Genomic DNA, 22,449 nt, shown 5'->3' with positions numbered 1-22,449 from the left:
TTTTTTATTTGGAATCTGAAAAACAAAATTTGAAATTATATTCTGAAAAGTTATAAAATAAGAACGTGTATTCCTATGGGGGTGAGAGGGGTGCCTGTAAAGATGAATAGAACACTAGGGGGACTTTTTTATGATATGCCGGATTAAGGATGCAGAAATATATTATGAAATCATTGGCGAAGGAAAACCTGCCATTATTATACATGGCTGTGCACCTGATCATAGGTTAATGCAGAGGTGCATGGAATCAGTATTCGAAAAATATAAAGGTTACCAAAGAATATATATTGATTTACCTGGCATGGGGAAATCGAATGCTCCAGATTGGATAAATAGTTCAGATCATATGTTAGAACTGTTAATTGCATGTATTGAAAAAATTATTCCAACGAAAAACTTTTTATTAGTAGGGGAGTCCTATGGCGGATATTTAGCTCGAGGTATACTCACAAAGCTGTTTGAAAGAGTTAATGGATTACTATTAGTATGTCCTGTTGTTGTAGCGGAGCAAGAAAAAAGGATCCGCCCGAATAAACAGGTAATTGTACAAGATAAGGAGTTTTTAAATAAGCTTACTTCAACTGATAGAGAAGAATTTTGCGAGTTAGCAGTGGTCGCGAATGAATATACATATACGAGATTTAAAGAGGAGATTAAGCCGGGACTAGATATTGCTAATTATGAGTTTATTGAAAGGTTGCAAAAAAATTACTCTCTTACTATGAATTTTCGTCATATGAAATATGAGAAACCTGTTCTTTTACTAGCTGGAAGACAAGATATATCCGTAGGTTATCAAGATATTATAGAAATTATTGATGATTATCCAAGAGCGACATTAGCGGTGTTAGATATGGCAGGGCATAATTTACAAATTGAACAACCTGAATTGTTCGAGAGTTTAGTAGGAGAATGGATTAAACGGACAAATCAGCAAAGTTTATAAAATATGAATGAATTAATATTTTCGAGGAGGAAGTATGAATACATATATTTATATGGTTAGGCACGGTGAATCACCAAAATTAGAAGAGGGTGAAAGAACACGTGGATTAACTGAAAAGGGAAGTTTAGACGCTCATAGAGTAACAGAGATATTAAAAACAGAGGGAATCGATACTTTCATTTCAAGTCCGTATAAGAGAGCGGTATTAACGATAGAAAAAACAGCCGATTTCTATGAAAAAGAAATATTAATATATGAAAATCTTAAGGAGTGTATGTTTTCCAGTGGAGATCAAGTTATAGCAGATAAAGAAGTGTATCCACTTGTAAAGAAGATGTTCTCTAATCCGGACTTTGCACGAACGGAAGGAGAGTCATATGCGGATTGCCAAAGAAGGGTAGTGAAAGTATTAAAAGAAATCTTAATGGATTTTCAAGGACAAAAAATTATAATTGGTACACATGGACTTGTCATGACACTCATGATGAATTATTTTGATAAGCAATATGGTTTCGAATTTTTAATGAATACGTCAAAACCAGATATATATAAGATGGAGTTTAAAGAAGAACAATTAATGAATGTAGAGAGATTATGGAAAGCAGAATAAAATTGGTTGTATGGGCTTTATTGTAAAAGTTACTTTTATAGCAAAATCTTCTTATTTGAATAGAAAGTATTTTTATCAACTATTTTTAGAATGTTAAATCAATAAGTAATTATTCAGTTTCTGAATAATATAATTGAAAGTTGGTTTAAGTAAACAATTTTAAATGTGACAAAACTCCAAACGTTGGATTTATATTCAATAGGAGAAAAAGATGTAGAATTTTGTCTTACTGTCCTCGTTTACTTTTTATTTCATTACATATAGGCTTTGTGGTGTAAGGGGAGACATCACCTTTACGCAAAATCTATAAGGAGGTCATTGTAATGAAACAAATTAAAAAGTTTGCGGGAGTTGCTTTAGCGGGGACGATTGGATTAAGTGGACTACTGTTTTTAGAACCAAGTGTAAGCGCTGCGGAAGTACAGCAAGTGAAAGAGGAGAATTTCAATGCAATTGATGTATCGATGAATCTAAATGAATTATATGTATTAAGTGGCAGAAGCATTGATGTTCTTTCTGGAGATAAAGAAGCAATTCAGCTAAACAAATACACAATTCGTTTTAGTAAACCAGGGAAGTATGTTATTAGGGTGAATGGTTGTATTTATAATGATGTATATACTTTTATTGTGAATGAGTAGCATATATTCTTAAATTGTGAGATGAAAAAGAAACACCCTATTTGCGGTGAGAGCCGTAAATAGGGTGAATTTATTTGTATTAAGTTGTGTTTTATAAATTTTCATTAATTTGCTCTTTGTTTTTGTTTTGTAAAGTATGTAGGAGTGTTTGAAACATTTTAAATGATTGCTGGAAGATTGGACTTTGAATAAAAGTGTATAGAAAAGTTACGACAAAAACAGGGCCACCGAGCATAAATCCAATAACTAGTACAACGCATTCTACTATGATTCTAGCACGGCTAATAGATAGACCGGTTTTGTCGGAAATAGTAAGCATGAATCCATCACGAGGTCCAGCGCCGATTCCAGCCGCAACATACATACCTCCCCCGATACCTGTAATGGCAATGCCAGAAAATAAAATGAGTAAGTTTAACCATAAATAATCACTAGCGTTTGGAAGAATATTTGATTGTAAGAAAAAGTCCATAATCGGACCGATAAGTAGTGCATTTAAAAATGTTCCTACATTTATGTATTTTCGATCTACTAGTAAAGAAATGAGAACGAGACATAATCCACATACGACACTCCACGTACCAATAGTCCATCCAAACCTTTGGTAGAGAGCCATGTTTAAAACTTCCCAAGGATGTAAACCGAGAAATTTAACTTTTACTGCAAGAGCATTTCCAAGGCCGAAAAAAATTAATCCTAAGAAAAAAAGAAAATAGCGAAAGAGAGTTAGCCTCATTTTTAAAACCTCCCATATTGTATAATTATGTATATTACATGTAAGAGTTCTAATGTACAAATATTACGACTTTTCAGCTGGTATTTAAAATAGCTAAAATGCAAATGAAATATATGTATTCACAGTCAAAAAAGTTAAAATATTTCGTCTCAAGGATTATAATAGAGAAAGAAATATAAAAGGGAGTGAACGAGTTTGAAACAAGAACTTATTGAAAGATTTACGAGATATGTAAAAATTGATACGCAATCAAATGAAGAAAGTCATACAGTGCCAACAACACCTGGACAAATTGAATTTGGTAAGTTATTAGTGGAAGAGCTAAAAGAAATTGGGTTAACAGAAGTGACGATGGATGATAACGGTTATGTAATGGCAACACTTCCTGCTAATACGGATAAGGATGTTCCTGTAATTGGCTTTTTAGCACATTTAGATACGGCGACAGATTTTACAGGGAAAAATGTAAAACCACAAATTCATGAAAACTTTGACGGGAAGGCAATTACGTTAAATGAAGAGCTAAATGTTGTGTTAACACCAGAGCAATTCCCAGAGTTACCATCTTATAAAGGTCATACGATTATTACAACGGATGGTACGACACTTCTTGGAGCAGATGATAAAGCTGGTTTGACAGAAATTATGGTTGCAATGAACTATTTAGTACATAATCCACAAATTAAGCATGGAAAAATAAGAGTTGCATTTACGCCGGATGAAGAAATTGGCCGTGGCCCAGCACATTTTGATGTAGAAGCGTTTGGTGCATCATTCGCTTATACGATGGATGGAGGTCCATTAGGTGGTTTAGAATATGAAAGCTTTAATGCTGCAGGTGCTAAGTTAACGTTTAACGGAACGAATACACATCCTGGAACAGCGAAAAATAAAATGCGTAACGCAACTAAACTTGCTATGGAGTTTAATGGGTATTTACCAGTAGAAGAGGCGCCGGAATATACTGAGGGCTATGAAGGATTCTATCATTTACTTTCTTTAAATGGTGATGTTGAGCAAAGTAAAGCGTATTATATTATTCGAGATTTTGATCGTGAAAATTTTGAAGCGCGTAAACATAACGTTGAAAATATTGTGAAGCAAATGCAAGAGAAGTATGGACAAGATGCAGTCGTTTTAGAAATGAATGATCAATACTATAACATGCTTGAAAAGATTGAACCAGTGAGAGAAATTGTTGATATTGCATATGAGGCAATGAAAAGTTTAAATATTGAACCAAACATTCATCCGATTCGCGGCGGGACAGATGGATCACAGTTATCATATATGGGATTACCAACGCCGAATATTTTCACAGGTGGTGAAAACTATCACGGTAAATTCGAGTATGTTTCGGTAGATGTTATGGAAAAAGCTGTTCAAGTTATTGTAGAGATTGCAAGACGATTTGAAGAACAAGCTTAAAAAAGAACCAAGTAGTGCAGATGTGCTACTTGGTTTTTTAGTATAATACTCGCCACAAATAAAAAGTTGCGTAAGACTCCCAGTTCATCCAATTTGCCGCAAAATCTTTTATTTCCTGTTTAGTCGGTTTACTTTCGGAACCTGTTATATATTTAATTGCATTGTGCAAGCCAACATCGTCAATTGGAAAGGCAGAAGGAAAGCGTAAACAGCGCATTAAAACATAGTTGGCAGTCCACGGTCCTATACCATGTATAGCGGTTAATTGTTTTTCAGCTTGTTTCACATCTTGTATTTGCAGTAAAGATTCTTTTGATAGTTTTCCTTCTGTAATAAGCTTTGCAATACCGATTAAATATTCACATTTTCTAGTCGTCATTTTTAAGTTTTTGAGATCCTCTACATGTAAATTGGCAATCGTTTCAGGAGAAGGGAATATCCAATGTTTTCTATCGTTCCATTCTACATAATTTCCAAAGTGTTCGACTAATCTTCTTTTTAGCGTATAAGCATATGTGAGGTTAATTTGCTGACCGATAATTCCCCAGGAAAGTGCTTCAAATAAGTCTGGAATACCTAAAGTACGAAGTCCATAATATTGTTCAATTGGTCTTTGAAGGAGTACATCATGTTTAGCCAATGTATAAAAGGGAGCTAAATCAGTAGTTAAATCAAACCAATCCTTCACATAGTTAGCTACAGCTTCGTGTATCGATTCTTCAGATGTATATAATTCTTCTAAAAAACGTATTTGAATATGCCCATCTGTATTCATACTAATTGCAACTAAAGGATTTACATCGTGAACAGAGATAACTTTATAAATTTTGTTGTCTTCAATGTGAAATATACATTCATTGTTAGAACGTGATAGATAGCGTAAATTTTCTTGGAAACTAAATTCTGTTGGCACTGCTAAAGTTAATGCGTTACTATATTCTGCTGTCATAAGAATTCTACCTGCGACTTTTCTAATGTAAGCAATTCTTTCTTCATTTTTAATCCCCCTCTAAAGCCAGTTAGTTTCCCATTCTTTCCAATAACACGATGGCAAGGAATCGTAATAAGAAGTGGGTTAGCTGCAATAGCAGTAGCAACGGCACGCACCGCTTTAGATTTTTGAATTCTTTCGGCAATTTCTGTGTAAGAATATGTTTTCCCATAAGGAATTTCACGTACTGTATTCCAAACAGATAATTGAAATTCAGTTCCGTAAGCATCGATAGGAAATGCAAAAGTTTCTCGCTTGTTTTCTAAATACTCGATAATTTCTTTTGTATATACTTGTAAGTAATCTGGACTATGGATCAATATATGTTGGGGAAGCTTTTTTCTAGCCCATATATTTAATTCTTCAAAGGTCTCATCTTGTGATCCAATGAAACATAGTCCATTTTCAGTTGCAGCAATATGAAATTGCCAATTTTCATGTGTAAGTAGCGTCCAATATATATAATCATTTTTGTAGGAATTCATTATTGTAACCCTCTTTCATTTCATTCTTTTTTCGATATGCAGTAGGCGTAAATCCTGTTTTCTTTTTGAATAAAGTTGCGAAATATTCTGGGTTTTCTATCCCAACAGCATTACTAATTTCTTTAATGGATTGATTTGTTTGTAATAGTTGTTCTGCCGCTTTAACAATTCTGAACTGTTGTATATATTCTATAGGACTTATTCCTGTCGTTTTTTTGAAAGTGCGTTGTAAATGAAATGAGCTACCATGGCACATTTCCGCAAGTATGTCGAGAGTTAATAATTCATCAAAGTGTTTTTCGATATACTTTTTAATTTGTTCTACCCACTCTTCATTAGGTAAAGTGAGCCCATTTGGTTTACAACGTTTGCACGGGCGAAAATTTTCACTTAACGCTTGCTCTGCATGATGAAAAATTCGTACATTGTTTTTATTCGGTATTCTTGATTTGCATGATGGCCTGCAAAAGATTCCGGTTGATTTCACAGCATAAAAGAACTTGCTATCATAGGAAGAATCATTATGAATAATCGCTTGCCAATGCTCATTTGTTAACGTAACTCCTTCATTGTACAAAGAACATCACCTCTGAAATTAGTATAACCTGAATAAAGTGCGTATGTATGTATTCACAAATGTAAGAGCAAGATTACAAAGGTGAAAATATTGGATGGCGTTTAGATTATTTTGTTGTTTCCGAAAGAATGAAAGACAAAATAACAGAGGCGAAAATTAATAGTGAAGTAATGGAATCAGACCATGGCCCAGTTGAATTACATATAAATTTCTAAAAAAAGAAGTATCCCCCTAACATTAGGCGGATACTTCTTTTTTATTCATTTTGTTAAAATTTTTCAAATCTTTCTTGAAATAATTGCGTATTAAATATATACTTAGTAACGATAATCATTATCAATGAAAATAATTATCAATGGATGAGGTATAAAAGAATTATAGCTTAGGGGAAGTGAACGCGAATGAGTTCTGGATAGAATTATTAATCTAATGAAATATATGTAAGACAAGTTTCATATAGTTAAATTTTATTGAGAATATAGTTTTGAAAATTCGAGAGGAGATGTATAAAGATGAATAAGAAGTTATTTACATTAGGGATGGTTACAGTTTTAAGCGTAGGGCTAGTAGCATGTAATAGTGCAGATAAAACTTCAGGAGAAAAAACACAACAGACAAAGGCTAGTGAGACGAAAAAAGACGAAAAACGAAAAATTACATATTTAGGTAAAGAATATACAGTGCCAGCAAAAGTAGATAAAATTGCGACAGCTAGTTTAGAGTCAATGGAAGATGCGGCGGTACTTGGTATTAAGCCAGTAGGTGCAATTACTGTTGGTGGTAAATTACCGAAGTATCTTGAGAAAGATTTAGAGGGTGCAAAATCTGTTGGTGAGAAAATGGAACCAAATTTCGAAACATTACTTCAATTAAAGCCAGATGTTATTACATCAAGTACGAAATTCCCAGCAGAAACAGCTGAAAAATTTACGAAAGTAGCTCCTACATTCCCGGTATCACATGTTTCAACAAATTGGGAAGATAACTTAAAGTTAATGGGAGAATTAACTGGCAAAAAAGATAAAGCGGAAAAAATTATTAAAGATTACAATGCGGACGCTGAAAAAGCAAAAGCAAAACTAGGAGATAAGTTAAAAGACAAAAAAGTACTTGTTATTAGACTAAGGGCAAACGAATTATTCCTATATCCAGAAGGAGTATACTTCAACCCTGTAATTTATAAAGATCTTGGGCTAACTGCTCCAGAACAATTAAAAACTGTAAAAGCACAAGAGAAGATTTCATTTGAAAAACTTGCTGAACTTAACCCGGATTATATTTTCTTACAATATGAAACAACTGAAAATAAAAACCCGAAAGTGCTAGAAGAAATTGAAAGTAATCCAATTTGGCAAAGTATGAATGCTGCGAAAGAAAAGAAAGTATTTGTAAACGTTGTGGATCCAATGGCACAAGGTGGTACTGCTTGGAGTAAAACAGCATTCTTAAAAGAAGCAGTGAAAAATTTATCTAAATAATATTTTAAGTAAGGTGCGTTGAATGATATGCAGAAAACAAATGCAGTACCAGTAACCATATTATGTATAGCACCCATACTCATCTTATTTACAGTTATACTTTCTATTTTGTATGGGGCGAAAAGTATTGATGCTGAAACGGTGTGGAACGCGTTATTTCATTTTGATTCAAGTGATGTAAATCATAATATCATTATTACTTCACGTTTACCAAGGGTAGTTGCAGCTCTTTTAGTTGGAGCATTTCTAGCCATATCAGGAGCACTTATGCAGGGGATGACAAGAAACTATCTTGCATCCCCTTCTATTATGGGTGTGACGGATGGGGCAGCTTTTGTTATTACACTTTGTATGATTTTTCTTCCAGGAATGTCATCGATTGGTATGGTTGTATGTTCAATGATTGGTTCTGCATTAGGAGCCGGTATCGTATTTGGTTTTGGTTCACTCCTTCAAAATGGCTTATCGCCAGTTAGGTTGGCAATTATCGGAACGGTTATTGGAACATTTTTAAGTAGTGTATCGGCCGCGATGGCTTCATATTTCCAAATTTCTCAAAATGTTAGTTTTTGGTTTAATGCAAAGTTAGATCAAGTTGATCCTAATATAATTAAAATCACAATACCTTTTGGGGTAATTGGAATAGTTTTAGCACTGTTAATATCAAAATCTATTACGATTCTTTCTTTAGGAGAAGAAGTTTCTATTAACCTAGGGCAGCGTACAAAACTAGTTAAAGCAATGGCTATTTTATCAGTAATCTTTTTAACAGGAACAGCAGTTGCTTTAGTGGGGAAAGTAGGTTTTGTAGGTTTAATTATTCCGCACATTACTCGCTTTATAATTGGAGTAGATTATAAGTGGATTTTACCATGTGCAGGCGTTATTGGCGGCGTTTTTCTAGCGTTATGTGACGTTTTAAGTAGATTTGTAAATTATCCATTTGAAACGCCGATTGGAGTCGTAACATCTTTAATTGGAATTCCTTTCTTCCTGTATTTAATCCGGACAAGAGGAGGAGAGAGACATGCTTAAAAGCTCAAATCAACGTTTCGGAATGACGATGGGGATACTTATATTTTTAATACTATGTGCTATTTATATTAGTTTAACGAATGGTACGTTTGATATTACGATTACAGATGTATTTAAAACACTCTTTAGAATAGATCCAGTACCAGACCATGATTTAGTTATTTTTGAGTTCCGTCTCCCGCGCATCATAATTGCTGGATTAGTAGGATTAGGTCTCGGTGTTGCAGGTGCTGTTATTCAAGGGATTACGAGAAATGGATTGGCAGACCCAGGTATTTTAGGGGTTAATGCCGGAGCAGGAACAGCAATCGTCATTTTTATGTTTTTCTTCCAAGGACAATTAAAAAGCACAGACTGGGTTTCTATTATGATGATGCCAATGTTTGGTTTAGTAGGTGGATTAGGTGCAGCTATCATCATTTATCTGTTTTCTTGGAAAAACGGTAAGTTAGATTCGCAGCGACTTTTATTAACAGGGATTGCAATTGGATCAGGATTTGGGGCATTTTCAATGTATTTATCACTCAAAATGAAGTCAACTGATTTTGAAATGGCTGCAGTATGGGTGTCTGGAAGTATATATAGTGCAAACTGGAAGTACATTATTGCCATGTTGCCGTGGCTTATCATATTAATTCCTCTCATACAAAAGAAAGCTTATTTATTAGATTTATTTCAGTTGGAAGAAACGAGTATTACAAGTTTAGGTGTTTCGCTAGAAAGAGAGAAATCAATTTTACTATTAAGTAGTATCGGACTTGTGAGCGCATGTGTTGCTGTTTCAGGGAGTATTGGTTTTATTGGATTAATGGCACCGCATATAGCGAAAAGACTTGTCGGTATTCAGCATAAGCATATCATTCCTACGTGCGGAGTAATCGGAATGTTTCTTGTAATTGCTTCAGACTTTATTGCAAAAACAGTTTTCACACCTGTAGAGTTACCAGTTGGAATCGTTATTTCTATTGTCGGTGTACCGTATTTCTTATATTTACTTTATAAGGCGAAAGCGTAAGAGGAGGAATAAAAGTGAGTATTTTAAGTGCAAAAAATTTAGAAACGAGTTATGAAAAGCTTACAGTGTTTCGCGATTTAAATGTGGAAATACAAGAAGGAAAAGTAACGACAATTATAGGGCCAAACGGGTGCGGTAAATCAACATTGTTAAAAACAATGGGAAGAATTTTAAAGCAAAAGAGCGGTAAAGTATATTTGCAAGGGCAAGATCTAAATACAATTCCAACGAAAGAAATTGCGAAGCAGTTAGCTTTACTCCCGCAAACTCCAATTGCGCCAGGAGAGCTTAAAGTAGAAGAATTAATTTCTTATGGACGTTATCCACATCGAAATAATGTAAATAAGTTAACTTCAAAAGATAAAGAGATGATTGACTGGGCATTAGATATAACGAAAACTTCTGCATTTCGAACAAGACAAATAGCAAATCTATCTGGTGGTCAACGGCAAAAGGTATGGCTAGCGATGGCATTAGCACAAGAGACAGAAGTGTTGTTATTAGATGAGCCAACTACATACCTTGATATGTCTCATCAATTAGATGTATTACAAATTGTGGAGAAGTTAAATAAAGAACATAATTGTACGGTTGTTATGGTACTACATGATATTAACCATGCAGCAAGGTTTTCAGATGAAATTATTGCAATGAAGGAAGGAGAAATTGTTACAACTGGTAGTCCAGAAGAGATTATTACAAATGAAGTATTAAAAGAAGTATTTCATATTGATGCGCGTGTCATGATCGATCCGTATAACGGGGCTCCTGTTTGCTTCGGTTATGATAGCGTTGTATCTCAAGAAGAAAAAGTAGAAATATATGTAACAAGTTAAAAGGGGGGATATAGGGTGAATACTACTATTGAAAAACAGCAGATTAAAACATCTAATACAGAACAGTGGAACATGTATTCAAAATTAGAAGGTAACGAATATCAAATTTATATTTCAAAGCCGAGGCAGCCAGCACCCGAGTCAGGGTATCCTGTTATATACGTATTAGACGGCAATGCCTTTTTTCAAACATTCCATGAAGCTGTTAAAATACAATCAGTTAGAGCAGAAAAAACAGGTGTTTCACCAGCCATTATAGTAGGTATTGGTTATCCAATTGAAGGGGCATTTTCAGGTGAAGAAAGATGCTATGATTTTACGCCTAGCGTAATTTCAAATGATGCACCATTAAAGCCAGACGGTAAACCGTGGCCTAAAACAGGAGGAGCACATCATTTTTTCACTTTTATTGAAGAAGAATTAAAGCCGCAAATTGAAAAGAATTTTGAAATTGATAAAGGAAAGCAAACACTATTTGGGCATTCTTTAGGTGGTCTATTTGCTTTACATATATTCTTTACAAATCTAAATGCTTTTCAAAATTATTTTATAAGTAGCCCGTCGATTTGGTGGAATAACCAATCTGTGCTTGAAAAAGAAGAGAATCTTATAAGTGAATTAAACAATGCAAAGGTTAAAACAGGAGTATTTCTTACAGTGGGTTCACTAGAACGAGAGCATATGGTTGTAGGGGCAAAGGAATTATCAGAGCGCCTTTTCCAAGTGAAACACGATCAGTTTAGATTTACGTTTTATGAAGCTGAAGGGGAGAATCACGCATCTGTTGTGCCGACTTCTTTAAGTAAAGGATTGAGGTTTGTTAGTCATGTATCCAGCGATTAAAAGGTTAGTGATTTGAGTGAATCCACATTTTTAGGTTAGTTAATAAAGTAATCGTCTAATAAAATATAAACAAAAGGCTATGGGGAAATTCTCCATAGCCTTTTGTTTGCGTAAGTAGAATTGTCCTTTTTGAAAGTTTTGTTTCAACTTTTCGTCTAAAGAGACAAAAAGTTGTCACAATTCGTTCACAATTAGCATAAACATAAAATAGACGAAATGAACTTATTTCCGAAAAGGCTTGGTTCATTCCAATTATGATTCGTAGAGCTGAAAAAGCACGGATGAAAAGTTCACTATATTCTCAAGGAGGTAGATCGTATGAAAACTATTCTTGCTATCGCTGGGCTTATTTGGGTTTTATCACATGGCATTCCAATTTATGAAGGAGAACAAATTCGCAGTGCTCTGAATAAAAATTTTAATGAATATCATATCATTGATCGGCAAGATAACGTTGTGACAGTTCGTGTAAATGACTGTTTTCATACGGTAACCGTTGAAGGAACTTCAGTAGTGAATGATACAAAAGTATGTGATCAGCAATAATTATATATAGGAAGAAAAAGTCTCAATTTACATGTGTGAAGATTGAGACTTTTATATTTGGGAATGAATAATAAGCGGGGATGGAAAATCTCCGCTTATTATTGTTTTTTGAAAAAAGGAAAGGGTATAATGAAAATTGAGACTGAGAAGCTAACAATGTATTAAAAATAATCATAAAGTGGAAATATACTCATATGGGGTATCATGCATAGATATTTAATGCTATAATTGGTATACTCGTAAAAGTAATTGTTTTATTGGATGAAGAGAAACTTTAAGAAGGTGATAATATGGGGCATAAAGAGCATGAAGCAGTAACACATAGATCAGAAAAAGAAAAAGAGCAAATTATAAATAGATTGAAGAGAATTGAAGGGCAAGTTCGGGGTATTCAAAATATGATTGAAAATGATCGGTATTGCGTGGATATTTTAGTGCAAATTTCAGCGATTAATGCAGCAATGAAAAAAGTAGGAATGGGTGTATTAAAAAACCATACAAGTCATTGTGTTTCAGGTGCAATTAAAGATGGTAATGGTGACGAAGCAATTGAAGAATTAATGACAGTATTTGAACGTTTTTCAAAAGCGTAAAAACAAGCTAGTACGTAACTGGCTTGTTTTTTGTTTACTTTCATATAAGGTTTCGGGGTATTGATGTGAAAAAGTGTATGTAAAATAAACTTTTAGAAAATAATTGAAAAATCATGATACAAAACTATTGATTACCTTAGGGGGGTATGGTAATATGTAATTGTGATTAACAAACAATAAAGAAACAAGAGGAGGATTTTAAATGGAACAGTTAACATTACAAGTTGAAGGTATGTCTTGTGGACATTGTGTAAATGCTATTGAAAGTAGTGTGAAAGAACTAGATGGCGTTGATCAAGTAAAAGTTCAATTAGCAGAAGGAACTGTTGAAGTTACTATCAACTCGTCAGTTGTAACATTAAAAGATATCATTGCTGTAATTGAAGATCAAGGATACGATGTTCAATAATTATTTTTAGATATGGAAATAAATCGTACTTTCTATAAAGTACGATTTATTTTGCTAATAATTATACCTCATAAGGGTATATAGAGGTGAGAGACATGAATGAACAAAAAGAGGCCAATCTTCAAATATCAGGAATGACATGTGCCGCATGTGCAAATAGAATTGAAAAAGGCCTAAAAAAAGTAGAAGGTGTTCATGATGCAAATGTAAATTTTGCACTTGAAAAAACAAAAATAATGTATGATCCCCAAAAAACAAATCCGCAACAATTTAAGGAAAAAGTTGAATCGTTAGGATATGGAATTGTAAGTGATAAAGCTGAATTTACTGTTTCAGGAATGACATGCGCAGCATGTGCGAATAGAGTAGAAAAGCGTTTAAATAAGTTAGAAGGCGTGAACGAAGCGACAGTAAATTTCGCTTTGGAATCGGCTACAGTAGATTTTAATCCTGATGAAATTAATGTAAATGAAATGAAGAGTGCAATTACGAAATTAGGATATAAATTGGAATTGAAATCAGATGAGCAAGATGGATCAACTGATCATCGCTTACAAGAAATTGAGCGACAAAAGAAGAAGTTTATCGTTTCGTTTATTTTATCATTCCCGTTACTGTGGGCAATGGTAAGTCACTTCTCATTTACATCGTTTATTTATTTACCTGATATGCTTATGAACCCTTGGGTGCAGATGGCTCTTGCAACGCCAGTTCAATTTATCATTGGTGGACAGTTTTATGTTGGAGCTTATAAAGCGTTACGTAATAAAAGTGCTAACATGGATGTTCTTGTGGCACTTGGAACGTCGGCTGCCTATTTCTATAGTGTATATTTAAGCATTCAATCTATCGGTTCTTCGGAGCATATGACAGATTTATATTTTGAAACGAGCGCGGTACTTATTACACTAATTATTTTAGGTAAATTATTTGAAGCAAAAGCAAAGGGACGTTCATCAGAGGCAATTAAAAAGTTGATGGGTTTACAGGCAAAGACAGCTACAGTTGTGCGAGATGGAACAGAAATGAAAATTTTAATCGAAGAAGTAGTAGCTGGTGATATCGTTTATGTAAAGCCTGGTGAAAAAATTCCAGTAGATGGTGAGATTGTAGAAGGAAAGTCAGCAATAGATGAATCGATGTTAACAGGTGAAAGTATTCCAGTTGATAAAACAATTGGGGATGTAGTAATCGGTTCTACAATGAATAAAAATGGATTTTTAAAAGTGAAAGCAACTAAGGTAGGAAGAGATACTGCATTAGCTCAAATTATTAAAGTAGTAGAAGAGGCACAAGGTTCAAAAGCTCCTATTCAAAGGGTAGCTGATCAAATTTCTGGTATTTTTGTACCAGTTGTAGTTGGAATCGCGATTATTACATTTGCAGTGTGGATGATCTTTGTTACACCAGGTGATTTTGGCGGAGCACTTGAGAAAATGATAGCAGTACTTGTTATCGCTTGCCCATGTGCATTAGGTCTTGCAACGCCTACATCTATTATGGCTGGATCAGGAAGATCAGCTGAGTATGGTATTTTATTTAAAGGCGGAGAGCATTTAGAAGCAACGCATCGATTAGATACAGTTATTCTAGATAAAACAGGTACTGTGACAAACGGGAAGCCTGTGTTAACAGATGTAATTGTAGCAGATGGATTCCATGAAGAAGAAATACTACGTTTAGTAGGTGCGGCAGAAAAAAATTCTGAACACCCACTTGCAGAAGCGATTGTAGATGGAATTAAAGAAAAGAAAATTGATATTCCAAGTTCAGAAACATTTGAAGCGATTCCTGGATTTGGTATTGAATCAGTCGTAGAAGGAAAACAATTATTAATTGGTACACGCCGATTAATGAAGAAATTCAATATTGATATTGAAGAAGTTTCTAAATCAATGGAAGAGTTAGAACGAGAAGGAAAAACAGCAATGCTTATTGCGATCAATAAAGAATATGCTGGTATAGTTGCCGTTGCAGATACTGTAAAAGATACGTCAAAAGCAGCTATCGCAAGACTTAAGAAAATGGGTCTAGACGTTGTTATGATTACAGGAGATAATACACAAACTGCTCAGGCAATCGCTAAGCAAGTAGGTATTGATCACGTAATTGCAGAAGTATTACCAGAAGGAAAAGCAGAAGAAGTGAAACAACTTCAAGCGCAAGGTAAAAAAGTAGCAATGGTTGGAGATGGAATAAATGATGCTCCAGCACTTGCAACGGCGGATATCGGTATGGCGATTGGAACAGGAACGGATGTAGCGATGGAAGCGGCAGATATTACGTTAATCCGTGGTGATTTAAATAGTATTGCTGATGCAATCTTTATGAGTAAGATGACGATAAGAAATATTAAGCAAAACTTATTCTGGGCACTAGCTTATAATGGCTTAGGAATCCCGATTGCAGCGCTTGGCTTCTTAGCGCCTTGGGTTGCAGGAGCAGCGATGGCATTTAGTTCTGTATCGGTCGTATTAAATGCATTACGATTGCAAAGAGTGAAGTTAAAATAAAGGCTTTATGTGCATAAAGGAACAAAAGAAACAGCATAATGGTCAGATTTTTATTAATTATGTAATGAAAAAAATAGCCCTCTCGTAAACGAGAAGGCTATTTTTCATTATTTTACAGCTTCTTTTAGTTCTTTACCAGCTTTGAAAGCAGGTACTTTAGAAGCTGCGATTTGCATTTCTTCACCAGTTTGTGGGTTACGGCCTGTACGAGCAGCTCTTTCGCGAACTTCGAATGTACCGAATCCGATAAGTTGTACTTTTTCACCAGCAGCTAGAGTGTTAGTGATTGATTCTACTACAGTTTGTACAACTACAGTAGCTTCTTTTTGAGAAATCTCAGCATTTTGTGCTACGTTTTTAATTAATTCTGTTTTGTTCATGTTTTTCACCTCATATGTAAATAATGCTATTTAAGTTGTTATTATAACGTATAAAACATTCGAGAACAAGTGTACGCACATATATTCGTAAAAAAAATGGAATTTGTAATATTTTTTAGATACGTCTATATAGACGGTTCATTTAAGCGGATACAGATTTTTTCTTTAATTCGGTTTGCTCTTTATTGGAAGGTAGTTTCTTATTATAAGATATGAAATAAGGTAATGCCACAAATAACATACCTCCCACTAAGTTTCCGAAGAAAACAAAAATGAAGTTTGGAAAATATTCAATCCATGTTAAATGACCAGCAAAAATTGCAGCTGGGATGACAAACATATTGGCTACAACGTGTTGAAATCCAATTGCAACAAAAGTCATAACTGGGAACCAAATGCCGATAATCTTTCCGATAAATTCTTTACTTCCCATACTAAGCCAAACAGCTAAACAAACGAGCCAATTACATCCGATGGCAGAAATGAAGGCTTGTAGTGGTGTATCTTGTAGTTTAGCTTGCGCAATAGAAACTGTTTTTGCTAAAAAAGCTCCCTCTGTTAATCCGACGACATGACCGAAAAAATAAGCAACGAATACAGCACCTATGAAGTTGCTAAACGTAACAATAACTAAATTTCGAATGAAGTGAAATAAGTCGATTTTTTTATGAAGCCACGCCATTGAAACGGTCATCATATTGCCAGTTACTAACTCACCGCCTGCAAGAATAACGAGTATAAGACCGATAGGGAATACAGCGGCACCTAGAAAACTAGTAAATGATCCCCAAGCTTTTGGCATTGTTCCAATAACATGAATATCGAGTAAATACCCTAATGCTATGAAAGCACCGCCAAAAAAACCGAGAATTAGCATAAGGAGTAATGATAAATGAGCTTTTTTTCTTCCGGAATTAGCAGCAAGTTCCGTGATTTCTTCTGGTGTAAATACAGACATGAATAATCTCTCCTTAATAAAATGATAAAAGAATAAATGGAACATTTTTAAGAATCTATGTATTATAAAAAATATGTTATGACTTCTGTATAAATTTGTCAAAGTGAGCAGGGCTGGAATTGAATATAACTAACATTGTTCGTGTTGTCACATGAATGTAACAATAAGGTTTTAAAGTACTTCTAGAGGTGAGAACATGAATACGTATCACGTAAAAGAAGAACAAAAAAAATCAATCGTCAAGATATCTATAATCAGTTTCGTAAGTGTAGTAATGATTTCTATAAGTTTGTATTTCTATGCGACAGAAATAGAACGAAAACTAGTAACAGTTACGTGGAATGAAATAGAAGCTTCTACAATTCCTAAAGAGTTTCATAATAAAAAAATATTACAGTTCTCAGATGTACATTTAGGACCAGAATTCACACTGAAACAATTAGAAAATTTGGTGGAGAAGATGAATGCATTAAGTCCAGATGTAGTAGTTTTCACAGGGGATTTAATAGATAAGTTTGGATCGTACAAAGCCGAAAGAGAAGAAGCGAAAGGGATTTTACAAAAAATACATGCGCCCTTAGGGAAATATGCAGTGTTTGGGAATCATGATAGGGGCGGCGGAGGTAGTTTATTTTATAAAAAATATATGGAGGAAGCTGGTTTCGCTGTGTTAGTCAATGAAGTGCAGAAAATTAAAGCGGAAAACGGCAAATATATTACAATATCAGGTTTGGATGATTTTTTATTAGGTAAGCCGCAAATAGACTCGACTTTAAAACATGTAAGGCAACAAGATTTCAATATGTTATTAGTACATGAGCCGGATGTTGTAGACAAAATAGTACGTTACCCAGTTGATTTTCAAATGTCAGGCCATAGTCACGGAGGACAAGTTCAAATCCCTTTTATCGGTCCATTCATTACGACAAAACTAGCTGAGAGTCATGTTGAAGGTATGTATGAATTAGAAGGAAGGAATAAGCCATTACATTTATACGTAAATCGTGGGATTGGGACAACTCGAATGCCTGTTAGATTTTTGAGTGTACCTGAACTTTCAGTATTTGTATTGAAGCAAAATAGTAACTAATGTATTCAATTCCACATCATCATTCTTAATTTGATTTTGATGAACGAGCGATGTTAATTGATGGTAAATAAAAAACAACAATAGGTCATATAAAACCTATTGTTGTTTTTTATTATTTTTGCAAGGAAATCGCATCAAAATATGTTCTATAGTTATTAGAGAATTCAAAGTTGTTTTTTGCATCCCAATTAATAGACCAAGACATTAGGCCGCGGAATGCAGGATAGCCACTCTCATTTGAAAGTTTATATTTTCCTCCGAAAGGAATTCCCTTAATGATATAATCTAAAGCTTTTTTCATTTCAGTTGGAGAAATATACCCACCACTTGGAGCGGCCGCTGGTGCTGCAGGAAGTCCAATCATGACTTGATCCGAACGAAGAGCTGGGAACATGTTATTTGCATTACCACCTACAGGAAAACCATGTAAGAGCATATCTGCCATAGCGACCTCGTAGTCTGCAGTACCTTGATTGTAGTTATTACCGTCCATTCCAATGCCACTGCCAGCGTTGTAGTGTTGAACGTGAATGTATGTTAGTTTATCTTTCACTCCGTAAATAATCGGTAAATATGCGCCCCAGATGCTTCCGTATGCGCTATAACCGCCTTGAACATAAGCTGTTTCAGGAGCCATGCTTAATAGAAAGTCGGGACCGTAATGATCTGAGATTGTTCGAATAGCCGAAATAAGATTTACGATTTGAGGAGTAGTTGGGTTTTTGAAATTAGTGTCATTACCGTTTAAGTAAATACCTGATTCAAGGTCAATATCTATTCCATCAAAACCGTATTTATCGATTAGAGATTGTATGGAATTAATGAAACGTTGCTTAGCAGCATTGTCAGGAAGTAAAACGACCCCATTTTGTCCACCTATTGAAAGAACTACTTTCTTTCCTTTACTTTTTAAATAAGAAATATCTGATTTGAATTCTGCATCTGTACCATACACAGGAGAAAATTCAACAGTAGAACGATCACCACCAGTTTCCCCAAAAGATACATTGATTACATCCCATTTTGGTGAAACGTCTCTTAATTTAATAATGCCAGTACCGTTATCAAAGTTATGCCAGTATCCAACGAGTAGTTTTGATCCTAAATTGTTTGCTGCTTGTGCTTGAAAGGGGGATAGTGGTAACAGTAAAAAAATTACTAACGTACAACAAATGAATTTGAACTTGTTTAACATATCAACACTCCTATACAAAAAGTTGTCTAGATGTATAATCTTGTTTATTTAATAATATCTGAAAATTCATTCTTTTGTAAGGTAACTATAATTTTCTCAACAATTGTATATGGGAAATTGTTAAACTTAATGAAATAATTTTTATAGGAGCTTGCATTACAATTGTTAAATTCAGAATATTTTGATATATTTTAAAGTGTAGGCCAAGGTTTTTCACATAATACTCTTACATAAAGTTGAACCAATCGGGCATTTACGGGGAGTAGATTCCCACCTAACTTCTTTGCTTCCCCTGAATTTTGAGGTGGGGGTCTTACTGACCGTTAATGCAGGGCAAATTTCAAAATTACGTTTGGAAGGGGATGTACAAGAGTTGGAAAAAAATCTTAAGAAAGACCTCAAAATACGCCATATTACAATGATTTCAATTGGTGGCGTAATAGGAGCTGGTTTGTTTGTTGGAAGTGGGGCGGTTGTACATTCAGCCGGACCAGGTTCTATCATTTCATATGCATTAGCAGGACTTCTAGTTATTTTCGTTATGAGAATGCTTGGAGAAATGGCAGCTATTAACCCGACAAGTGGGTCATTTGCAACATATGCAAGAGAAGCAATTGGTCCATGGGCCGGTTATACAATTGGGTGGCTATATTGGTTTTTCTGGGTAATTGTTATTGCAATAGAAGCCACAGCAGGTGCTGGTATTATTCAATACTGGATTCCAGAAATCCCACTTTGGTTATTAAGCCTAATATTAACGATTTTATTAACATTGACGAATGTTTTTTCGGTGAAATCATTTGGAGAGTTTGAATATTGGTTTTCTTTTATTAAAGTAATAAGTATCGTTTTGTTCCTTTGTCTTGGACTAGCTGTTATTTTAGGATTTGTACCAGGAACGGAAGCACCTGGGACTTCGAATTTAGTAGGACAAGGAGGATTTATGCCAAACGGTATAAGTTCGGTGCTACTTGGAATTACTGTCGTTATATTTTCATTTATGGGATCTGAGATTGTTGCAGTAGCTGCTGGAGAATCTGCTGAACCTGTAAAAGCAGTAAAAACAGCAACAAATAGTGTAATTTGGCGTATTCTCGTATTTTTCATTGGATCGATTGCTGTAGTTGTTACACTTCTTCCATGGAATTCAGCGAACATACTAAAAAGTCCGTTTGTAGCGGTACTGGAACATATAGGGATACCAGCGGCAGCACAAATTATGAATTTTATCGTTTTAACAGCTGTACTTTCTTGTTTAAATTCTGGTTTATATACGAACTCAAGAATGCTTTTTTCGATGGCAGAAAGAGGAGATGCTCCAAAGGCGTTTTTGAAATTGAACAATAGTGGTGTTCCAGTTCGGGCAGTTTTATTCGGAACGTTCTTCGCTTATATTGGAGTTGTTTTTAGTTATATATCTCCAGATAAAGTCTTTTTATTTTTAGTGAATGCATCTGGCGGGATTGCGTTGCTCGTTTATCTCGTTATAGCTGTTTCGCATTTAAAGATCCGTAAAAAAATGGGGAAAGTAGAACAACAAAATTTGAAAGTGAAAATGTGGTTTTTCCCGTATGTAACGTATGTTACAATTGCCGCTATTATAGCAGTTTTAGTTGCGATGCTTGCAATTGAATCTTTACGTTCACAAGCACTTTTGACGATGCTTGTTACTGTTCTTATAATACTTTCTTATTTTATTTTTAATAGAAATAAAAATAGTACAGTATCGAATACTACAAGTAAGAATGAGGAATCTGTTCGATTCTAATTTCTTGTTTTCGAAGAGAGTTACACCCAATCATTGCTATAAAAGAATCATATATAATCATAGAAATGAGTAATTACTATTGTCATAGTGAATATAAACTTTTTTCTTGACTTTTTATACGAAGGCGAGCAGAATGGTAAAAAAGGAAGGGGGGATGACGATGGAAGATTACGTATTAGAGCTGTATAACCTGTTATATACGACAGAATGGCAAGATATTGTTTCGTTTCTAGGAATCGTATTTTGTATGAAAATTGTAATTGTATATATGGAAGAGCAAGGTATGTTCTATTCCTTCTCATCCCCGTTCGATATGCAACGCGAGCCGTTGCTGAACTATGCCAAGGTAAATTACGAACAATTTCCTTTTGTATTTTTCTTTATGATTCGATTTATTACAGCAATTGTAAAGAAAAAGGAAAGTGACGATGAAGAGTGCCACTCAACTTGTAATATAGCGAATGTTTTTTAAGCTAAATACAAGGAGGAGATTTATATGTGGTTTCGATTTCTTATGATTGGTTTCTTTTCATTAACAGCAATTTCTTTAATGGGATATCAAGTGTCTGAAATTTTTCAAGCATATAGCGATACATTTTTTAACAAAAACTAATCGCATTGCTATTTGAATAATAAAGCGATAAAATCCTTCTTAAGAAGTTTTATTAAGAAGGGTTTTTTTCTTTGTTTTGTCTTGCTGTGTCAAACTATTGTCACATTTACACTGTGAATAGTATGTTAAAATAGTGAGGTTACGTATACATATTTGAAGGAAGAGGGAGTGACCATTTTGGTGGATCAATCAACAAATCAGAAAAGCTATGCTCCTATTGTGATAACGCTTTCTGTAATTGTAAATGCGATTATTTTATTTTTGTTCTTTGGACCTGTTGGCTATGAAGGAGAAGTACATTTTGATGTAACGATTTTACCAATGTTAAACGCAATTTTTAATAGCTTTACGTTCGTATTCTTATTAGCAGCGCTATACTCTATTATTAAGAAGAATGTGAAAATGCACCGTGGTTTCATCCTGGCAGCATTTACGACGACGTTGCTATTTTGTGTTTCTTATTTATCGTATCATTACTTAGCGCCGGCAACACATTTTGGCGGAGAAGGGTTTATTAAATATGTGTATTTCATCATTTTAATTACACATATTATCCTGGCAGCAATTATTGTACCACTTGCATTGTTTGCACTTGTATTTGGTTTTACAAATCAATTAACACGTCATCGTAAAATTGTACGTTGGACGATGCCGATTTGGTTATATGTAAGTTTATCTGGTGTTATTGTTTACTTAATGATCTCACCTTATTATCAATAAAAAATCTCAGCCTATAGGCTGGGATTTTTTTGTTAGGCAAATA

General features: G+C 34.5%; 24 protein-coding genes and 2 pseudogenes. 19 read left to right on the top strand and 7 right to left on the bottom strand.

Annotated elements, in window-relative coordinates; translation table 11 throughout:
- The first annotated feature begins 130 nt into the window (after positions 1–130).
- The 3 genes from MKY00_RS18275 (at position 131) to MKY00_RS18265 (ending at position 2,197) form a co-directional block, all read left to right on the top strand.
- Positions 131–946: an alpha/beta fold hydrolase gene (locus MKY00_RS18275; protein WP_016718283.1), complete on the top strand. Its 816-nt coding sequence runs from the start codon at positions 131–133 to the stop codon at positions 944–946.
- 34 nt (positions 947–980) lie between these two features.
- A complete protein-coding gene (locus tag MKY00_RS18270; RefSeq protein ID WP_016718282.1) occupies positions 981–1,556 on the top strand; it encodes a histidine phosphatase family protein in 576 nt (191 codons plus the stop codon).
- A 323-nt stretch (positions 1,557–1,879) separates the two neighbouring features.
- A complete protein-coding gene (locus MKY00_RS18265; protein ID WP_016718281.1) occupies positions 1,880–2,197 on the top strand; it encodes a hypothetical protein in 318 nt (105 codons plus the stop codon).
- 91 nt (positions 2,198–2,288) lie between these two features.
- Here the strand turns inward: MKY00_RS18265 and MKY00_RS18260 are convergent, their stop codons facing one another.
- A complete protein-coding gene (locus MKY00_RS18260) occupies positions 2,289–2,933 on the bottom strand; it encodes a YczE/YyaS/YitT family protein (RefSeq protein WP_016718280.1) in 645 nt (214 codons plus the stop codon).
- 195 nt (positions 2,934–3,128) lie between these two features.
- On the opposite strand from MKY00_RS18260, the gene pepT reads away from it, so the two are divergent.
- Positions 3,129–4,361: a peptidase T gene (gene pepT, locus MKY00_RS18255; RefSeq protein WP_016718279.1), complete on the top strand. Its 1,233-nt coding sequence runs from the start codon at positions 3,129–3,131 to the stop codon at positions 4,359–4,361.
- A gap of 37 nt (positions 4,362–4,398) precedes the next feature.
- Here the strand turns inward: pepT and MKY00_RS18250 are convergent, their stop codons facing one another.
- Genes MKY00_RS18250 through MKY00_RS18240 form a run of 3 tightly spaced genes read right to left on the bottom strand, consistent with a single transcriptional unit; the run spans position 4,399 to position 6,414 of the window.
- On the bottom strand, positions 4,399–5,310 hold the full coding sequence (locus tag MKY00_RS18250; RefSeq protein WP_016718278.1) for a DNA-3-methyladenine glycosylase family protein: 912 nt from the start codon (positions 5,308–5,310) through the stop codon (positions 4,399–4,401).
- Complete coding sequence (locus MKY00_RS18245) at positions 5,307–5,837, bottom strand: methylated-DNA--[protein]-cysteine S-methyltransferase (RefSeq protein WP_016718277.1); 531 nt, start codon at positions 5,835–5,837, stop codon at positions 5,307–5,309. The genes MKY00_RS18250 and MKY00_RS18245 overlap by 4 nt, the downstream gene beginning before the upstream one ends.
- Positions 5,818–6,414, bottom strand: a complete 597-nt coding sequence (locus MKY00_RS18240) for a bifunctional transcriptional activator/DNA repair enzyme AdaA (protein ID WP_000282156.1) — start codon at positions 6,412–6,414, stop codon at positions 5,818–5,820. The genes MKY00_RS18245 and MKY00_RS18240 overlap by 20 nt, the downstream gene beginning before the upstream one ends.
- 77 nt (positions 6,415–6,491) lie before the next feature.
- Here MKY00_RS18240 and MKY00_RS18235 point away from each other — a divergent pair.
- The 11 genes and pseudogenes from MKY00_RS18235 to MKY00_RS18185 form a co-directional block, all read left to right on the top strand.
- Positions 6,492–6,629: pseudogene (locus MKY00_RS18235) on the top strand (exodeoxyribonuclease III); the annotation flags it as partial.
- A 297-nt stretch (positions 6,630–6,926) separates the two neighbouring features.
- Entirely contained in the window at positions 6,927–7,892 is a 966-nt protein-coding gene (locus MKY00_RS18230) for an iron-hydroxamate ABC transporter substrate-binding protein (protein WP_001035516.1), read from the top strand.
- Between the two features lie 27 nt (positions 7,893–7,919).
- The gene (locus MKY00_RS18225; RefSeq protein ID WP_001173062.1) at positions 7,920–8,927 is read left to right on the top strand and encodes a FecCD family ABC transporter permease; all 1,008 of its coding nucleotides are present in this window, start codon (positions 7,920–7,922) and stop codon (positions 8,925–8,927) included.
- Complete coding sequence (locus MKY00_RS18220; RefSeq protein ID WP_000920433.1) at positions 8,920–9,942, top strand: FecCD family ABC transporter permease; 1,023 nt, start codon at positions 8,920–8,922, stop codon at positions 9,940–9,942. The genes MKY00_RS18225 and MKY00_RS18220 overlap by 8 nt, the downstream gene beginning before the upstream one ends.
- Positions 9,943–9,956: 14 nt before the next feature.
- Positions 9,957–10,778 (top strand): ABC transporter ATP-binding protein, encoded by an 822-nt coding sequence (locus MKY00_RS18215; RefSeq protein ID WP_000025777.1) that lies wholly within the window; start codon positions 9,957–9,959, stop codon positions 10,776–10,778.
- A 15-nt stretch (positions 10,779–10,793) separates the two neighbouring features.
- Positions 10,794–11,621, top strand: coding sequence for an alpha/beta hydrolase (locus MKY00_RS18210; RefSeq protein WP_016718276.1), 828 nt, complete (start codon positions 10,794–10,796; stop codon positions 11,619–11,621).
- 318 nt (positions 11,622–11,939) lie between these two features.
- The gene (locus tag MKY00_RS18205; RefSeq protein WP_000849103.1) at positions 11,940–12,167 is read left to right on the top strand and encodes a hypothetical protein; all 228 of its coding nucleotides are present in this window, start codon (positions 11,940–11,942) and stop codon (positions 12,165–12,167) included.
- Between the two features lie 290 nt (positions 12,168–12,457).
- Positions 12,458–12,760, top strand: a complete 303-nt coding sequence (locus MKY00_RS18200) for a metal-sensing transcriptional repressor (protein WP_000509876.1) — start codon at positions 12,458–12,460, stop codon at positions 12,758–12,760.
- 202 nt (positions 12,761–12,962) lie between these two features.
- Positions 12,963–13,169: a copper chaperone CopZ gene (gene copZ, locus MKY00_RS18195; RefSeq protein WP_016718275.1), complete on the top strand. Its 207-nt coding sequence runs from the start codon at positions 12,963–12,965 to the stop codon at positions 13,167–13,169.
- Between the two features lie 95 nt (positions 13,170–13,264).
- Entirely contained in the window at positions 13,265–15,682 is a 2,418-nt protein-coding gene (locus tag MKY00_RS18190; RefSeq protein ID WP_016718274.1) for a heavy metal translocating P-type ATPase, read from the top strand.
- Positions 15,678–15,770: pseudogene (locus tag MKY00_RS18185) on the top strand (GNAT family N-acetyltransferase); the annotation flags it as partial. The gene MKY00_RS18190 and the pseudogene MKY00_RS18185, both read left to right, overlap by 5 nt.
- Before the next feature lie 19 nt (positions 15,771–15,789).
- On the opposite strand, the gene MKY00_RS18180 reads toward MKY00_RS18185, so the two are convergent.
- Both MKY00_RS18180 and MKY00_RS18175 read right to left on the bottom strand, forming a co-directional pair.
- Positions 15,790–16,062, bottom strand: coding sequence for an HU family DNA-binding protein (locus MKY00_RS18180; protein WP_001043904.1), 273 nt, complete (start codon positions 16,060–16,062; stop codon positions 15,790–15,792).
- 142 nt (positions 16,063–16,204) lie between these two features.
- Positions 16,205–17,020 carry a formate/nitrite transporter family protein gene (locus MKY00_RS18175; RefSeq protein ID WP_016718273.1) on the bottom strand — a complete coding sequence of 272 codons (816 nt, stop codon included), beginning with the start codon at positions 17,018–17,020 and terminating at the stop codon, positions 16,205–16,207.
- A 196-nt stretch (positions 17,021–17,216) separates the two neighbouring features.
- Between MKY00_RS18175 and MKY00_RS18170 the strand changes: the two genes are divergently transcribed.
- Positions 17,217–18,110 (top strand): metallophosphoesterase, encoded by an 894-nt coding sequence (locus MKY00_RS18170; protein WP_016718272.1) that lies wholly within the window; start codon positions 17,217–17,219, stop codon positions 18,108–18,110.
- 112 nt (positions 18,111–18,222) lie between these two features.
- Here the strand turns inward: MKY00_RS18170 and MKY00_RS18165 are convergent, their stop codons facing one another.
- Complete coding sequence (locus MKY00_RS18165; protein ID WP_000932466.1) at positions 18,223–19,305, bottom strand: chitinase; 1,083 nt, start codon at positions 19,303–19,305, stop codon at positions 18,223–18,225.
- A 373-nt stretch (positions 19,306–19,678) separates the two neighbouring features.
- On the opposite strand from MKY00_RS18165, the gene gabP reads away from it, so the two are divergent.
- The 3 genes from gabP (at position 19,679) to MKY00_RS18150 (ending at position 22,406) form a co-directional block, all read left to right on the top strand.
- On the top strand, positions 19,679–21,073 hold the full coding sequence (gene gabP / locus MKY00_RS18160) for a GABA permease (protein ID WP_016718271.1): 1,395 nt from the start codon (positions 19,679–19,681) through the stop codon (positions 21,071–21,073).
- A 133-nt stretch (positions 21,074–21,206) separates the two neighbouring features.
- The gene (locus tag MKY00_RS18155) at positions 21,207–21,545 is read left to right on the top strand and encodes a hypothetical protein (RefSeq protein ID WP_016718270.1); all 339 of its coding nucleotides are present in this window, start codon (positions 21,207–21,209) and stop codon (positions 21,543–21,545) included.
- Between the two features lie 318 nt (positions 21,546–21,863).
- A complete protein-coding gene (locus MKY00_RS18150) occupies positions 21,864–22,406 on the top strand; it encodes a DUF420 domain-containing protein (RefSeq protein ID WP_000228316.1) in 543 nt (180 codons plus the stop codon).
- Positions 22,407–22,449 lie beyond the last annotated feature (43 nt).

It is taken from the genome of Bacillus sp. FSL R9-9834 (genome assembly GCF_038006905.1).
Classification (GTDB): Bacteria; Bacillota; Bacilli; order Bacillales; family Bacillaceae_G; genus Bacillus_A; species Bacillus_A pacificus.
The sequence above is the reverse complement of the archived record's forward strand: the minus strand, read 5'-3'. Positions and strand labels throughout refer to the sequence as shown.

What these genes read in the sequence shown, in the direction of transcription:
- MKY00_RS18155 (WP_016718270.1), top strand. Translation starts at nt 21,207, where the DNA reads ATGGTAAAAAAGGAAGGGGGGATGACGATGGAAGATTACGTATTAGAG.
- MKY00_RS18170 (WP_016718272.1), top strand. Translation starts at nt 17,217, where the DNA reads ATGAATACGTATCACGTAAAAGAAGAACAAAAAAAATCAATCGTCAAG.
- copZ (WP_016718275.1), top strand. Translation starts at nt 12,963, where the DNA reads ATGGAACAGTTAACATTACAAGTTGAAGGTATGTCTTGTGGACATTGT.
- MKY00_RS18180 (WP_001043904.1), bottom strand. Translation starts at nt 16,062, where the DNA reads ATGAACAAAACAGAATTAATTAAAAACGTAGCACAAAATGCTGAGATT.
- MKY00_RS18190 (WP_016718274.1), top strand. Translation starts at nt 13,265, where the DNA reads ATGAATGAACAAAAAGAGGCCAATCTTCAAATATCAGGAATGACATGT.
- MKY00_RS18260 (WP_016718280.1), bottom strand. Translation starts at nt 2,933, where the DNA reads ATGAGGCTAACTCTCTTTCGCTATTTTCTTTTTTTCTTAGGATTAATT.
- MKY00_RS18225 (WP_001173062.1), top strand. Translation starts at nt 7,920, where the DNA reads ATGCAGAAAACAAATGCAGTACCAGTAACCATATTATGTATAGCACCC.
- MKY00_RS18165 (WP_000932466.1), bottom strand. Translation starts at nt 19,305, where the DNA reads ATGTTAAACAAGTTCAAATTCATTTGTTGTACGTTAGTAATTTTTTTA.
- MKY00_RS18265 (WP_016718281.1), top strand. Translation starts at nt 1,880, where the DNA reads ATGAAACAAATTAAAAAGTTTGCGGGAGTTGCTTTAGCGGGGACGATT.
- MKY00_RS18175 (WP_016718273.1), bottom strand. Translation starts at nt 17,020, where the DNA reads ATGTCTGTATTTACACCAGAAGAAATCACGGAACTTGCTGCTAATTCC.
- MKY00_RS18200 (WP_000509876.1), top strand. Translation starts at nt 12,458, where the DNA reads ATGGGGCATAAAGAGCATGAAGCAGTAACACATAGATCAGAAAAAGAA.
- MKY00_RS18230 (WP_001035516.1), top strand. Translation starts at nt 6,927, where the DNA reads ATGAATAAGAAGTTATTTACATTAGGGATGGTTACAGTTTTAAGCGTA.
- MKY00_RS18275 (WP_016718283.1), top strand. Translation starts at nt 131, where the DNA reads ATGATATGCCGGATTAAGGATGCAGAAATATATTATGAAATCATTGGC.
- MKY00_RS18270 (WP_016718282.1), top strand. Translation starts at nt 981, where the DNA reads ATGAATACATATATTTATATGGTTAGGCACGGTGAATCACCAAAATTA.
- MKY00_RS18205 (WP_000849103.1), top strand. Translation starts at nt 11,940, where the DNA reads ATGAAAACTATTCTTGCTATCGCTGGGCTTATTTGGGTTTTATCACAT.
- MKY00_RS18220 (WP_000920433.1), top strand. Translation starts at nt 8,920, where the DNA reads ATGCTTAAAAGCTCAAATCAACGTTTCGGAATGACGATGGGGATACTT.
- MKY00_RS18245 (WP_016718277.1), bottom strand. Translation starts at nt 5,837, where the DNA reads ATGAATTCCTACAAAAATGATTATATATATTGGACGCTACTTACACAT.
- MKY00_RS18250 (WP_016718278.1), bottom strand. Translation starts at nt 5,310, where the DNA reads ATGACAGCAGAATATAGTAACGCATTAACTTTAGCAGTGCCAACAGAA.